Raw genomic sequence first — 13,429 nt, 5'->3', positions numbered from 1 at the left:
TGGCTTTATGACTGTCGGCACAAGATTGGAGACAAGCCGGTCAACGCTTTAGTTCATAAACCACGCGCACCCGTGCGTCAGCCCGTGACAACTCGACAAAACCGATACCGCCGGGATTGGCCGCCACCCACTTGACGACTTCCTCGGTCGAGGCGAGACGCGGCGGGGCCTGCATGCGCCCGGTGAACACCTGGCGCGACCAATAGGCGTTGATCTCCGAAACATCCTTGCCAACCAGTAGTTTGTAGAACTGCGCACGCTTTGGATGAGCATCGTCAAGATCAACCGGCATCGCCTCAACCCCGTTGAAGAATTGACGATTGCGCCCGAAAAAGACGTTGATGACCTCGTTACGCGTCATCGCGGCAACGCCATTACGCGCGTTGACGACCACGACCAGTTCGGCCAGGGCGATACCCGGCCCCAGGCTGGCCAGCAGAACGAGGAAAATCTTGAAAAGAAGTCGGCGCATGTGCTCAGAACACGAAGTCCAGACTTAACGAGAAGACATCCATGCGCCCATCCCAGCGGCTACGGTCATCCTTGCGATAAGGAAAGAGCGAGGACGAATCGCCACGGATACCGTCCCACTGCGCCTTGAGCGCGACATTGCGGGCAACATCCCAGCGGGCACCGGCAAAAATGGTTTTCTGATCGGAGTGCGAATCTTCGATCACATACGCTGCCACGTCATTCGAGAGAGGATCACCGAGCTCGGGTTTAGCATATTTCCTGGAGAGAACGCGCGAATAGCCAACAAACGGCGTCATCTTGCCAATCCGGTAGCCCAGCAAGAGATAACCGGCATTCGAATCGCTCAACGCGCGGGTCCCCTGGTCGATGTGGTTCAGCATCAACTGCGCCTGGAACGGCCCCTTGTCATAGACCAGGCCGAGCGAATAGTAATGCGTTCGGGTATCGCGGGTTTTCAGATATTCGGCAGCAGCGGCCGGCAAAACAATGTTTTTCTCTCTGGCCAGCACCGGCGCCAGCGGCAGATCGTTGCGGAAACGAATATTGGCGTAACTGCCGCGCAGCTGAAGCCCGCCCAGTTGATATTCGAGATAGCCGCCAAGCATGGGCGAGCGACGGATATCCCACTGCTCGTCGGCCAGCGGAATGTGACCGCGCGACTGTCCGTAGAACACCTTGCCGCGAACGACTCCCTCACCGAGCGAAACAGCCAGCGAGGCATCGGCACCGTGAATGCTGTAGAACGGAAGATGCCAGAAATAGTCGCCAGGCGGACGGACCGTGAGGAAGGAATAGCCGACCCAGCGCGAATCGGCCAGCATGAAGAATTCGGTTCCCAGGCGACCGGCCCGCAAACTCAGGTTGGGCGAGGGCTCGAACTTGACGAAAGCCCAAGCCATTTCGGGATGAAAAGTCCGGTCGAAGCGATAGCGGCTAAGCACCTGCGCCACCGCCTGCCACTGGGGATTAACCTGCCAGTTGGCCTGCAGCCCCAGGGCGCTATCGGTCTTGCCGGTCCATTTGTCGGTTGCCCCGCGCGCCTGTGACAGATCGCGGACAAATTCGACTTGGTCGGTGGTAGTGCGCACCGCGCCCAGCGTACCAAAGCCCTGGATACTGAAGGAATCACCGGGCGCCGCCAGCGCAGCGGCGCAGAACAGACCGGAGGACAACAGGAAGGCCAGACGCTGCCAGCCCCCCCGGCGACAGAAACGATTTCCTAGCCCGGGCATGCCTGGCCTCCGTTTGAATTAGCCTGCCGAAGGCTCCGGCAAGGCCACTTGCTGATCCGTACTGAACTGGTAATCCTTGAAAATATGTTCAGCGCTGAGCATCTGATAAGAACCGTCGTCCAGTTTGCGGGTCGTGTCCTTCAAACGCCAGGTCAGCTGGCCGCAGGTCCAGATTTCGAAGTTGCGCATGTGCGTGCACAGGCAGGTCTTGTCCCAGACCTTGACCTTGCGTGCCTCGGGGTGCGCGGCGACTTCGCGGTTGTACGCGGTGATGTAGGAACACTTGCCGGTGGCGTCGAGCAGGTAGCCATAGGCTTCGCAATTCGGGCGGATGCCGTCGCCGATACCCGGGCTGGACTTGATCATGCGCATCGGGTAACCGGTCGGCGAGATCTGGTTGACCTCGATGTCGTCCTCGGTCGCCTTGAAGTATTCCTGCTTGGCGGCGTCGGGCAGGCCACATTCCTCGGCCACCGTGAAGCGCGTCGCCACCTGGACGGCGGCTGCGCCGGCCTCAAGGAACTGGGTCGCGTCGGTACCGGTGAAGATGCCACCGGCCGGAATCACCGGAATATCGAGATGCTCATCTTTCAGGTACTGCATGACCTCGGCGACGATGGTCGCCAGGTCGTATTGCGCCCAGTCCATGCCAAAGCCGAGGTGACCACCGGCCAGCGGGCCTTCGACGACGATGTAGTCGGGCATGCGGTTGGTGCGTGCGCTCTTCTTCAGGAAGAGCTGCAGGGCGCGGACCGAGGAAACGATGATGCCAAGCTTGGCATCGCGGAAACGCGGGTGATCCTCGATCAGGCCGAAGGAGCCGAGATGCAGGCCGGCGGCCAGCGTGATGCCGTCGATACCGGCATCGAGCGCGGCCGACATGCGGACCTTGAGGGTCTCGCGCGGCGCGTTCATGGTCAGCTTTTCCATGCAGTTGATGAAGACCATGCCGCTGCCCTGCTTGCGTGCCATCGTCGCTTCGACGTGCAGGCGGGTCGCTTCTTCGAGGCGACCGAGGTCGAACTTGACCGGCGACTTGTCCTCGTTATTGACGTTGTACTTGTACAGCGCGAGCTTTTCCTTGACGTGCTTGGTTTCGTAGCGCCGATCGGAGACCGTGTTGATCATCGCGTCGGAAATGTGACCGACGCCGCCGAGGCGCGCCGCCTCCAGGGCCAGATCGGCGGTCGAAATATCGACCCCCATGCCGCCGATCATGATCGGAACCAGCTCGTGCTTGCCGAAACGCAAGCGGAAATCATCAACACGCTTCATCTTTGTCCTTAAAAAACCTGCCGGGCTGATGTCTCTCTCCATGCCCGGTCAAGGGCGTGATTTTACGCCAATGTCCCGGCGACTGTGCGCCGCCATCGGATAAATCAAATATTCGGCCACGCCCACTTGGTAAAGTTGCGACGTTTTACGCATTATTTGAAACGGTTGCGCCATGAGATTCCTGCATCACCCGGTTTGGCTGGTCGGCTTTCGCCCCTTTTTCCTGCTCGGCTGTCTCGCCGGTGCGCTGCTGCCGCTGGCCTGGGCGATGGTTTATTCCGGTGCCGCGAACCTCGATTCGAGTCCGGTCGACGCGTTGCGCTGGCACGCCCACGAGATGTTTTTCGGCTTCGGCTGGGCGGTGCTCGGCGGCTTCCTGCTGACCTCGACCAAGAACTGGGTCAATATCCGCGGCCACCACGGCACCGCCCTCGCCTTTCTCACTATTGCCTGGTTGCTCGAACGCCTGGGCATGAGCTACGGTGGCGCCTGGCCGCCCCCCCTGCTCCTGCTGTCCAACAACCTTTTTCTCGGCAGCATCGTGGCCATGCTGTTGTGGACACTGATCCGCTACCGGGACCAGGACAGTTACCGCGACAATGCCTTCTTCGTCGTCCTGTTGCCGGCCTTCATCGTCGCCAAGCAGTTGATGTTGCACGGCGACTTCGGCGCCGGCAGCGAGATGACGCTGGCGCTGTTCCGGCTGGCTTTCCTGGTCATGCTCGAACGCACCCTGACCCAGTTCATGAAAGCCGCCTTCCAGGTGCAGATCCTGCGCCAGCCGCGACTGGACATGCCGATCAAACTGATTGGCCTGATCCTGGTCGGCAGCTTCCTGCTGCCCGCAAACATTGGCGCCGCCTTGTCGCTGGCACTGGGTTTACTGCTGATGGTCCGCTTCGTCTTCTGGAAACCGCTGCTGGCCTTGCGCCGCATCGACATCGGCATCATGTACGTCGGCTACCTGTCCATCGCCGGTCAGTTGCTGCTGTCCGCACTGGCGCAATTCGTCGCCCCCGCCTGGGTCGGCTCGGTGACTACCCACCTATTCACCTTCGGCGCCATGGGTTGCGTCATCCCGGCGATGATCATCCGCATCGCCAACGGGCATACCGGCAGGAAAGTGGTGTTTTCGGGGCTGGACCGGAGCATCCTATACCTCATGCTGGCGGCGCTGACGATCCGCGTCGGCCTTCCGCAATTCGCGCCCAACCTTTACCTGGCCAGCATCCACGCCGCCGCAAGCTGCTGGCTACTGGCGTTCGGCCTGCTCGGCTGGCGCTATATCCCGATGATGCTGAAACCGCGTATCGACGGCCGGGAGCACTGATCAGGAAAAGATCCGGGTCAGGTTGCGTGAGCGCGCCTCGATCCGGCCAAACAGGAAGTTGAAATCGTCGCGCCAGTCGATGCCCAGCACGTCGCAGGCGGTTGCCGAAACATGGCGAACGCTGGCGTGATTGTGGCGCTCGATGTTCAGCGCATTGACCACCGCTTCGCCCAGATGCGTCACCGCGATCAGCTTGTCGGCCGGCGGATGCGCATCGTGGTGATGCTGAATGGCGGAGATGACCGACGCCGGCAGATGCCAGGCAGTCGCTAGCAACCGACCGATGGTGCAGTGATCGAGGCCGAAGTGCCAGATTTCGGCGTCGAGGATGTCGAGGTCCGGCGCCTGCTCCATGCTCATCCGCACCATCTGGAATTCCAGCGGATGGCAACGCGCCATCCACAATTGGCCGATATCGTGCAGCAACCCGCAGACCAGCGCGAAATCGCGGGAACAGTGACCGATCCGCGACAATTCCTGGGCGGCCACGCCCACGGCAATGCTGTGCTCCCAGAAATGGCTGCCCATGCCGCTTTCGCGGGAGAACTTTGCCAGGCTGACGGCGAGCACGATTTCCCGGAGTTTCGACAAGCCGATCAGCGAGACGGCGACCTGCATGTCGCGCAGGTCACGCTGGGTCCGCCCAGCCATGACGGCCGCGTTGGCGATCGACAGGACACGCGCAGTGATCACCGGATCGCGTTCGACCAGATTGATCAGAGCGCCCATCGCTGCATTCTCGTCGTCCAGGGTTTCGAGAATTTCATTGACGACGGTGGGAAAGGCCGGCAACAGGGCCGCCCGTTCGATGATCTCGCTTTCCTTGAGATGCAGTGGCATCAGAGGCTCCGGTAGGCCAGGACGGCTGCGTACAGTCCGGCCACCGCGGGCCGTTCCTTGTCGGCGTTGGCGAAGATGCGCTGCAGCTGCGCCGCGTGTGCCACCTGCTCGGCTGCCCGGTCTTCCTCGCTGCGCTGATCTTCCTCGGCAACGCAGGCAAACTCCCCACCGCGACGGGCGATCTGGCAGAGATTGTCTTCGGTGAGCACATGGCCGGCCGGCAAGGCGAAGTTGGTGACACCATGCTCGGCGATGGTCAGCGAAGCACCGAGCACCATGCCTTCGACAAGCTCGTTCAACGGGAGATAACGCAAACGCTGTTTCATGATTGTCACAAATGTATTCTGTTTGTTATTTACGTCATATTTTGAGTTTTATTAATAGCAAGGTCAAGGAAATTCGCTTATCCCAACGCGCTAGCATCTAGCCAATAGTTTCACCTCCAGCATAGCCTGCTTTTATCCGTTTGCCTCATCACAAAAACCCTACTCATCCCGTTGTTGTTTTTTCCTGAAACTTCGGCGATAGTGCGCTTTAGCTGAACTTTGAACCCACCGATCCGATGAACGCTTCCACCGCCTTCCGCTCCGTTGCTGCCCGCGCAGTCTCGCTGCTGGTCGTCGTACGCGTCATTAGCGTAGGCGTCGTTACGCACGCGCCGTCGCGGATCGGGTAAGCAGAAGCAGCAGACAGTTTCCCCAAACCCCGCCGGCGCAACCGGCGGGGTTTTTGTTTGAGCCTCCCGGAACCGCCAGAACCCAAGGAGCCTCAGATGAGTGATACCCCCAACGAAACCCTGACCGGTGCCCAGATCACCGTACGCCTGCTCGAACGCCAGGGCGTGCGCCTGCTCACCGGTTATCCCGGCGGCGCGATCCTGCCGATCTACGACGCCCTCGGTCAGTCGACCGCGATCCGCCACGTCCTCGCCCGCCACGAACAGGGCGCCGGCTTCATCGCCCAGGGCATGGCTCGTGTCTCCGGCGAAGTCGCCGTCTGCATGGCCTCCTCCGGCCCCGGCGCGACCAACCTGCTGACCGCGATTGCCGACGCCAAGCTCGATTCGATCCCGCTGGTCGCCATCACCGGCCAGGTGCCGAAGGCGATGATCGGCACCGACGCCTTCCAGGAAGTCGATACCTACGGCCTGTCGGTCCCCATCACCAAACACAATTTCCTGGTCTCCTCGACCGAGGAACTGCTCGATGTCATCCCACGCGCCTTCGCCATCGCCGCTTCCGGCCGCCCTGGGCCGGTGCTGATCGACATCCCCAAGGACGTGCAGAGCCGCGCCATCGAGGTTGCCGCCTGGCCCGAACCCGGTCGCCGCAAGCTGCCTGCGGCCGCCGATGGCATGGCGCTGGCCGAAGCCGCCTCGCTGATCGCCGCAGCCAAACGCCCTCTGCTCTATCTCGGTGGCGGCGTCATTCACGCCGGCGCTTCGGAACTTGCGCTGGAACTCGCCGAAAAGTCGACGCTACCAACGGTGATGACCTTGATGGCACTCGGCGCGATGCCGGTCGACCACCCGCTGTCGCTGGGCATGCTCGGCATGCACGGCGCCCCCTACACCAACCTGGCGCTCGACGAATGCGACCTGCTGATCGCCGTCGGTGCCCGCTTCGACGACCGCGCCACCGGCAAGGTCGCGGCTTTCTGCCCGCAGGCGAAGATCATCCACATCGACATCGATGCGGCCGAACTCGACAAGATCAAGACCGCCCACGTCGGCATCGTTGCCGATGTCGGCGAGGCGCTGAGCCGCCTGCTGCCGCTGGTGCCGGCAAATCCGCGCGCCGAATGGAATGCCCGGATCGACGCGCTGAAGGCCGAACATCCGCAACCGCTGCCCGGCGTCCACGACCCGCGCTCGCACTTCGGCCTGATCCAAGCGGTGGCCGCCTGCCTCGACGATGATGCCATCGTCGCCACCGACGTCGGTCAGCACCAGATGTGGGTCGCCCAGGCCTACCCGCTGCGCCGGCCGCGCCAGTGGCTGACCTCCGGCGGTCTCGGCACGATGGGCTTCGGCGTCCCGGCCGCCATCGGCGCCGCCCTCGCCGCGCCGGAACGCACCGTGGTCTGCTTCACCGGCGACGGCTCGATCCTGATGAACATCCAGGAACTGGTCACCGCCGCCGAGCAACGCGCCAACGTCAAGATCGTGCTGATGAACAACGCCGTCCTCGGCCTGGTGCACCAGCAGCAGACGCTGTTCTACGGCCAGCGCTTGTTCGCCTCGGAATTCCAGGCCATGCCCGATTTCGTCGCCGCCGCCCGCGCGCTCGGCATCGCCGCCGTCGATCTCGACCAGGCAGCGAATCCCTGCGCCGCGCTCGCCGATGCCTTCGCCCGCCCCGGCCCGTGCCTGATCCACGCCGGCATCGACGCCGAACAGAAGGTCTATCCCATGGTGCCGCCCGGCGCCGCCAACCGTGACATGATCGGAGCCCAGGCATGAACGCTGTCAGCCGTAACGAAAACCAGGCGCTGTCCCGCGCCGTGCTGGAAATCGACGTCGCCAACCACCCCGGCGTGATGTCGCATGTGGTCGGCCTGTTCTCGCGCCGCGCCTACAACGTCGAAGGCATCCTCTGCCTGCCGGTCGGCGACGGCCGACAAAGCCGGATCTGGCTGCTGGTCAACGAAGACCAGCGGCTGCCGCAGATGATCCGGCAGGTCGAAAAACTGGAGGACGTCAGCGCGGTGCGCCGGCATCATGCCGACCACGCGGTGTTTACCGACCTGGAAGCGTTTTTCCAGGCCTGAAGGACGAAAAAAAGCGCGCCGGTTCGCAGGAACCGGACGCGCTCGAGAGGTGGTTTGAAAAGACCTAGTCCTTGCTGCCGCTCACTGGCGGGTGGAACACCTGCGGCGGCGCGCCGTCGGCGTTGATCACGGTGATTGCCTGATCAACCTCGGGCAGCTTGTGGGCGATGCCCTTGTGGCAGTCGATACAGGTCTTGCCTTCGTTGAACGCCTGCTGGTGGGTATTGGCACCGCGACGCCCCTGAACACCGTAGTCGAAATACTCGAAGTTATGGCAGTTACGGCATTCCTGCGAATTGTTCGCCTTCATCCGTTCCCATTCGCGGGTTGCCATGGTCAGCCGATGCGCTTCGAACTTCTCCGGCGTATCGACAACACCGGTGATCTTGCCCCAGACCTCCTTGCTCGCCTGGATCTTGCGGATCATCTTGGGCACCCATTCCTTGGGCACGTGGCAATCGGAGCAAACGGCCCGGACCCCGGAGCGGTTCGAGTAATGGATGGTGTTCTGGTATTCCGCGTACACGTTGTCCTTCATTTCGTGACACGAGATACAGAACTTCTCGGTATTGGTGTATTCCATGGCGGTATTGAAGCCGCCCCAGAAGATGATGCCGGCACCGAACAGACCGAGCACCGTGACCACGCCGATACCGGCAACCCAGCCACGAACCCTGCCAATCAGCCCTGCAGGCTTGTTATTTTCCATGATTCTTCTCCGTCAGCCGGGTTCAGCGAATGCCTTCGGCCGGCTTGAATTTGTTGGCCACCAAGGGCTTGGCATCGACCTGCGGGACGTGACACTGCAGGCAGAAGTAACGACGCGGCGAGATGTTCGACAATTCCTGGCCGTCACGCGTCTTGAAGTGGGTCAGCGAGACCTTGGTCGCGCCGGTTTCCTTGTAGCGGCTCCAGGAGTGGCAATCCATGCACTTGTTGTACTTCATCGTGACGTTGTAGCCATCGACCTTGTGCGGCACCAGCGGCGGTTGCTGAACGTAGTCGCGTTCGATCGGCGGGCTGTCCTTCATCACCTTGAACGGATCGGCAGATTCGGTCTCCGGGGCCTGGATGGAGGCCCCGCGCAGGCTCTTGAGCCCACCCTCAGACGCATGGACCGGCCCCCACGACAGTGTGGAAACCATGAGTGCCGCGGCCAAAGCAGCAGTGAACAGGCGGCTCTTGTTTTTCATGAATCGCTCCTTTGATCGAACCGATGAGTAAAGTGGAAAACGTGTTTGTTGCAGACATCGATGCAGCGACCGCAATTGGTGCAATCGGCATCGAGGATGAGCGGGCTGTCCTGACCGGCCTTCTTGAGCGCCGGACGGATGACCTGGGGTTCCGGACAGACCGCGAAGCAGTCCATGCAGTCGTCGCACTTGCCGCGCTGGTCGGCAGTGATGCGGACCAGCGACTTCTGGCCGAGCAGGCCGTAAAAGGCGCCCATCGGACAGAGGTGACCGCACCAGCCGCGACTGGCGACCAGCAGGTCGTAGGCGAAGATCGCCAGGACCACGGCCAGACTGCCGGAGAGGCCGAAAATCAGGCTGCGCTGCAGGATGCTGACCGGATTGACCACCTCCCACATCAGGGTGCCGGTGAAGGCCGCCAGCAATAGCGAACCGGCCAGCACCCAGTAACGGGTATTGCCGTCGGGCGCCCGCCCCGACTTAAGGCCCAGACGCCGGCGCAGCCAGGCGGCGGCGTCGGTGACGACATTGACCGGGCAGACCCAGGCACAGTACAGACGACCGCCGAACAGCGCGTAGAAAGCGATGACGATGGCCGCCCCGATCAGCGCGGCCGAGGCCGGCATGAAACCGGCGGCCAGGCTTTGCACGAACAGGTAGGGATCGGTCAGCGGCAGGATGTCCAGCGTCAGCGACGAGGCCAGATTGCCCTTGGCGATCCACAGCCCGAACCAGGGTCCGGTCATGAACAGCAGCAGGATGCCGAGTTGCGAAACCCGGCGCAGGATCAGGTAGCGGTGCGCCGCCAGCCAACCCTTGTCGCGGACGGCATCGCGGCCCGGATGCAGGGGATTGCGGGTGGCGCTCATGGCTTCCATCCCGAATTGATGCCGGCGGGCGGCGGCGCATCACGATCGACGCGCACATCGCCGTAGGCTTTGTCTTCAAGACCGCGTACCGGCATCTCGACCTGATCGCCGATCAGCGAACTACCGTGCCTGGCCTTTTCTTCCCAGCCCTTGCGGTAGTGGTCGGGCAAGGCGCCCTTGGCCAGCGCCACCGGCATTACCTTGATCGCCGCTTCCGGCAGCACGCAGGCTGCCTCGCACTTGCCGCAGCCGGTGCAATGGTCGGAATGAACCGTCGGCAGCAGCAAGGCATGGCGGTCGGAACGCGGGTTGTGGATGCTCTCCAGCGTGATCGCCTTGTCGATCACCGGGCAGACGCGGTAGCAGACATCGCAGCGCAGACCCAGGTAATTGAGGCAGGTTTCATGGTCGGAAAGCACCGCCAGCCCCATGCGGGCGTCGTGGATGTCGGTGAGTTTGGGATTGAGTGCACCGGTCGGACAGGCCTTGACGCAGGGAATGTCCTCGCACATCTCGCAGGGGATGCTGCGCGCCTTGAAATATGGCGTCCCGCCGGTCACCTCGCCGCCGACCGGGGCCAGCACCAGGGTGTCGTAGGGACAATCGCGAACGCACAGGCCGCAACGCACGCAGGCAGCCAGGAAATCCGGCTCGTTGAGTGCACCGGGCGGGCGCAAGGCCTGCGCCGGGTTTGCCCCGGCCGGCCGGGCGGCGAGCAGCGGAACCAGGCTGAGCAAAGCCCCACCACCGGCCGCAGCGGCGATGCCGTTGAGGAATTTCCGGCGTGCCAGGGAGGCAGGCGACACGCCGGGTTTTCCTTCAGGCTTGGCGGTGGGATTCGTGCTCACGATTCAGGCTCGCTGCGATCTCAGGCGCGGGTGATCTTGACCGGACACTTCTTGAAATCCGTTTCCTTGGAAATCGGACAAGTCGCATCGAGGATCAATTTGTTGACCAGCTTGCCTTCGTCGAAGAAGGGGATGAACACCAGGCCGACCGGCGGCTTGTTGCGGCCCTTGGTTTCGACGCGCAACTGGATCTCGCCGCGCTTCGACGCCACCTTGACCTTCATGCCGCGCTGGATGCCGCGCTTCTTGGCATCTTCCGGGTGCATGAAGACCACGGCTTCCGGCACCGAACGGTGCAGTTCGGGAACGCGACGGGTCATCGTGCCGGTGTGCCAGTGTTCGAGCACGCGGCCGGTGGACATCCACAGGTCGAATTCCTTGTCCGGCATTTCCGGCGGCTGCTGGTAGGGCAGCGCGAAGATCACGGCCTTCTTGTCCTTGTGACCGTAGAAGCTGAAATCCTCGCCCTTCTGGACGTACGGATCGTAGCCCTCGCGGAAGCGCCACAGCGTTTCCTTGCCATCGACCACCGGCCAACGCAGGCCACGGGCCTTGTGATAGACGTCGAAGTCGGCCAGATCGTGGGCCTTGCCACGACCGAAGGCGGCGTATTCCTCGAACAGGCCTTTCTGCAGGTAGTAGCCGAGTTCCTTCGACTCGTCGTTCATGTAGCCCTTGATCGCGTGACCGTTGGCCTTTTCCAGATCGGCCAGCGGGAACTTGTTGACCGCGCCGTTCTTGTAGAGGATGTCGAACAGGGTCTTGCCACGGTACTCGGGCTTCTTGGCGATCAGGTCGGCCGGCCACACGTCCTCGACCTTGAAGCGCTTGGAGAACTCGATGTACTGCCACAGGTCGGACTTGGCCTCGCCCGGTGCCGACACCTGCTGGCGCCAGAACTGGGTGCGGCGTTCGGCATTGCCGTAGGCGCCTTCCTTCTCCATCCACATGGCCGACGGCAGGATCAGGTCGGCGGCCATCGCCGACACGGTCGGGTAGGCATCGGAAACGACCACGAAAGCGGCCGGATTGCGCCAGCCCGGGTACATCTCGTCATTGATGTTCGGCCCGGCCTGCATGTTGTTGGTGGTCGTCGTCCAGTAGCACTTGAGCTTGCCGTCCTTGAGCATGCGGCTCTGCAGCACGGCGTGGAAGCCGATGCGGGCGTTGAGCGTGCCTTCCGGCAGTTGCCAGATCTTTTCCGAGTACTTGCGGTGATCCGGGTTCATCACGACCATGTCGGCCGGCAGGCGGTGGGCAAAGGTGCCGACTTCGCGCGCCGTGCCGCAGGCGGACGGCTGGCCGGTCAGCGAGAACGGACCGCTGCCCGGCGTCGAGATCTTGCCGGTCAGCAGGTGCACGTTGTAGATCATGTTGTTCACCCAGGTGCCGCGGGTGTGCTGGTTGAAGCCCATGGTCCAGAAGCTGACGATCTTCTTCTTCGGGTCGGCATAGAGTTCAGCCATGCGCTTGAGGCGGTCGGCCGGTACGCCGGACAGCTTGGCGGTCTTTTCCAGGGTGTATTCGGAAACGAACTTGGCGAATTCCTCGAAGGTGATCGGCTTGGATGCGCCGGTATCGCCCTTGGGCTTGCCGTCGGCGCCCGGATAACCGTTCGACTTGGCATCCTTTTCCAGCGCGTGCGCCGGACGCAGGCCGTAACCGATGTCGGTTTCGCCCATCTTGAAATTGACGTGCTTCTTGACGAAGTCCTGGTTGACCTTGCCGCTCTGGATGATGTGGTGGCAGATGTAGTTGAGGATGGCCAGATCGGTCTGCGGCGAGAAGATCATCGGGTTGTCGGCCAGCTCGTAGCTGCGATGCTCGAAGGTGGACAACACATGGACTTCGGCGCCGGTATGGGTCAGGCGACGGTCAGTGATGCGCGACCACAGGATCGGGTGCATCTCGGCCATGTTCGAGCCCCACAGCACGAAGGCGTCGGCGTTCTCGATGTCGTCGTAGCAACCCATCGGCTCGTCGATACCGAAGGTGCGCATGAAGCCGGCAACGGCCGAGGCCATGCAGTGGCGGGCGTTGGGGTCAAGGTTATTGGAGCGGAAACCGGCCTTCCACAGCTTGGCGGCGGCGTAGCCTTCCCAGATCGTCCATTGACCGGAGCCGAACATGCCGATCGACGAGGTCATCTCATTGACCGGCTTGCCGGCATTGGCCTGCATGTCGGCCTTGAGCGCTTCCTTCCACTTTTCTTCCATGATGTCGAAGGCCTGCTTCCACGAGATCGGCTGGAAATCGCCGTTCTTGTCGAACTTGCCGTTCTTCATGCGCAGCAGCGGCTTGGTCAGGCGATCTTCACCGTACTGGATCTTGGACAGGAAATAGCCCTTGATGCAGTTCAGGCCACGATTGACCGGGGAGTCCGGGTCGCCCTGGGTGGCGACGATGCGACCGTTCTGGACGCCGACCAGCACGGCGCAACCGGTGCCGCAGAAGCGGCAGGCGCCCTTGTCCCAGCGGACTTCGGTCGGCCCGCCGGCACGGGCGGTCTGGGCGCTGGCAGCCAGCGGAATCCCGGCAGTCGCCGCAGCAGCGGCAACAGCCTGGGTCTTCAGAAATTCACGGCGATTCATGGTCATGG

The 13,429-nt window shown here is 62.4% G+C and carries 13 protein-coding genes; 3 read left to right on the top strand and 10 right to left on the bottom strand.

Features of this window, described 5'->3' with window-relative positions; all coding sequences use genetic code 11:
• Window positions 1–40 precede the first annotated feature (40 nt).
• The 3 genes from G471_RS0108595 to G471_RS0108585 form a co-directional block, all read right to left on the bottom strand.
• Window positions 41–472 (bottom strand): type 2 periplasmic-binding domain-containing protein, encoded by a 432-nt coding sequence (locus tag G471_RS0108595; protein WP_051295380.1) that lies wholly within the window; start codon window positions 470–472, stop codon window positions 41–43.
• Between the two features lie 4 nt (window positions 473–476).
• Window positions 477–1,646, bottom strand: coding sequence for a porin (locus G471_RS0108590; RefSeq protein WP_043421250.1), 1,170 nt, complete (start codon window positions 1,644–1,646; stop codon window positions 477–479).
• 78 nt (window positions 1,647–1,724) lie between these two features.
• Entirely contained in the window at window positions 1,725–2,981 is a 1,257-nt protein-coding gene (locus G471_RS0108585; protein WP_028994996.1) for a nitronate monooxygenase, read from the bottom strand.
• Between the two features lie 172 nt (window positions 2,982–3,153).
• Here G471_RS0108585 and G471_RS0108580 point away from each other — a divergent pair, with 172 nt between their 5' ends.
• A complete protein-coding gene (locus tag G471_RS0108580) occupies window positions 3,154–4,311 on the top strand; it encodes an NnrS family protein (protein WP_028994995.1) in 1,158 nt (385 codons plus the stop codon).
• On the opposite strand, the gene G471_RS0108575 is transcribed toward G471_RS0108580, so the two are convergent.
• Both G471_RS0108575 and G471_RS0108570 read right to left on the bottom strand, forming a co-directional pair.
• On the bottom strand, window positions 4,312–5,151 hold the full coding sequence (locus G471_RS0108575) for an HDOD domain-containing protein (RefSeq protein WP_028994994.1): 840 nt from the start codon (window positions 5,149–5,151) through the stop codon (window positions 4,312–4,314).
• The gene (locus tag G471_RS0108570) at window positions 5,151–5,477 is read right to left on the bottom strand and encodes a molybdopterin-binding domain-containing protein (protein WP_028994993.1); all 327 of its coding nucleotides are present in this window, start codon (window positions 5,475–5,477) and stop codon (window positions 5,151–5,153) included. Before G471_RS0108570 ends, G471_RS0108575 begins: the two co-directional genes overlap by 1 nt.
• Before the next feature lie 446 nt (window positions 5,478–5,923).
• On the opposite strand from G471_RS0108570, the gene ilvB reads away from it, so the two are divergent.
• A complete protein-coding gene (gene ilvB, locus G471_RS0108565; protein WP_028994992.1) occupies window positions 5,924–7,612 on the top strand; it encodes an acetolactate synthase large subunit in 1,689 nt (562 codons plus the stop codon).
• Window positions 7,609–7,920, top strand: a complete 312-nt coding sequence (ilvN, locus tag G471_RS0108560; protein WP_028994991.1) for an acetolactate synthase small subunit — start codon at window positions 7,609–7,611, stop codon at window positions 7,918–7,920. Before ilvB ends, ilvN begins: the two co-directional genes overlap by 4 nt.
• Before the next feature lie 64 nt (window positions 7,921–7,984).
• On the opposite strand, the gene G471_RS0108555 is transcribed toward ilvN, so the two are convergent.
• From G471_RS0108555 to napA, 5 genes are all read right to left on the bottom strand, one after another.
• Window positions 7,985–8,629: a NapC/NirT family cytochrome c gene (locus G471_RS0108555; RefSeq protein ID WP_043421248.1), complete on the bottom strand. Its 645-nt coding sequence runs from the start codon at window positions 8,627–8,629 to the stop codon at window positions 7,985–7,987.
• Window positions 8,630–8,651: 22 nt separating this feature from the next.
• The gene (locus G471_RS0108550) at window positions 8,652–9,113 is read right to left on the bottom strand and encodes a nitrate reductase cytochrome c-type subunit (protein WP_028994989.1); all 462 of its coding nucleotides are present in this window, start codon (window positions 9,111–9,113) and stop codon (window positions 8,652–8,654) included.
• Window positions 9,110–9,982 carry a quinol dehydrogenase ferredoxin subunit NapH gene (napH, locus tag G471_RS0108545; protein ID WP_424243811.1) on the bottom strand — a complete coding sequence of 291 codons (873 nt, stop codon included), beginning with the start codon at window positions 9,980–9,982 and terminating at the stop codon, window positions 9,110–9,112. Before napH ends, G471_RS0108550 begins: the two co-directional genes overlap by 4 nt.
• Window positions 9,979–10,788 (bottom strand): ferredoxin-type protein NapG, encoded by an 810-nt coding sequence (gene napG / locus G471_RS0108540; RefSeq protein WP_043421245.1) that lies wholly within the window; start codon window positions 10,786–10,788, stop codon window positions 9,979–9,981. Before napG ends, napH begins: the two co-directional genes overlap by 4 nt.
• A gap of 62 nt (window positions 10,789–10,850) precedes the next feature.
• On the bottom strand, window positions 10,851–13,427 hold the full coding sequence (gene napA, locus G471_RS0108535; RefSeq protein WP_028994986.1) for a nitrate reductase catalytic subunit NapA: 2,577 nt from the start codon (window positions 13,425–13,427) through the stop codon (window positions 10,851–10,853).
• Window positions 13,428–13,429 lie beyond the last annotated feature (2 nt).

The sequence above is a fragment of the Azonexus hydrophilus DSM 23864 genome (assembly GCF_000429605.1).
GTDB classification, from domain to species: Bacteria; Pseudomonadota; Gammaproteobacteria; order Burkholderiales; family Rhodocyclaceae; genus Azonexus; species Azonexus hydrophilus.
Note: the sequence above shows the minus strand (reverse complement) of the source record. Positions and strands in the feature narration are given on the sequence as shown.

What these genes read in the sequence shown, in the direction of transcription:
- napA (WP_028994986.1), bottom strand. Translation starts at nt 13,427, where the DNA reads ATGACCATGAATCGCCGTGAATTTCTGAAGACCCAGGCTGTTGCCGCT.
- G471_RS0108550 (WP_028994989.1), bottom strand. Translation starts at nt 9,113, where the DNA reads ATGAAAAACAAGAGCCGCCTGTTCACTGCTGCTTTGGCCGCGGCACTC.
- ilvB (WP_028994992.1), top strand. Translation starts at nt 5,924, where the DNA reads ATGAGTGATACCCCCAACGAAACCCTGACCGGTGCCCAGATCACCGTA.
- G471_RS0108580 (WP_028994995.1), top strand. Translation starts at nt 3,154, where the DNA reads ATGAGATTCCTGCATCACCCGGTTTGGCTGGTCGGCTTTCGCCCCTTT.
- G471_RS0108575 (WP_028994994.1), bottom strand. Translation starts at nt 5,151, where the DNA reads ATGCCACTGCATCTCAAGGAAAGCGAGATCATCGAACGGGCGGCCCTG.
- G471_RS0108595 (WP_051295380.1), bottom strand. Translation starts at nt 472, where the DNA reads ATGCGCCGACTTCTTTTCAAGATTTTCCTCGTTCTGCTGGCCAGCCTG.
- G471_RS0108555 (WP_043421248.1), bottom strand. Translation starts at nt 8,629, where the DNA reads ATGGAAAATAACAAGCCTGCAGGGCTGATTGGCAGGGTTCGTGGCTGG.
- napH (WP_424243811.1), bottom strand. Translation starts at nt 9,982, where the DNA reads ATGAGCGCCACCCGCAATCCCCTGCATCCGGGCCGCGATGCCGTCCGC.
- G471_RS0108570 (WP_028994993.1), bottom strand. Translation starts at nt 5,477, where the DNA reads ATGAAACAGCGTTTGCGTTATCTCCCGTTGAACGAGCTTGTCGAAGGC.
- ilvN (WP_028994991.1), top strand. Translation starts at nt 7,609, where the DNA reads ATGAACGCTGTCAGCCGTAACGAAAACCAGGCGCTGTCCCGCGCCGTG.
- G471_RS0108585 (WP_028994996.1), bottom strand. Translation starts at nt 2,981, where the DNA reads ATGAAGCGTGTTGATGATTTCCGCTTGCGTTTCGGCAAGCACGAGCTG.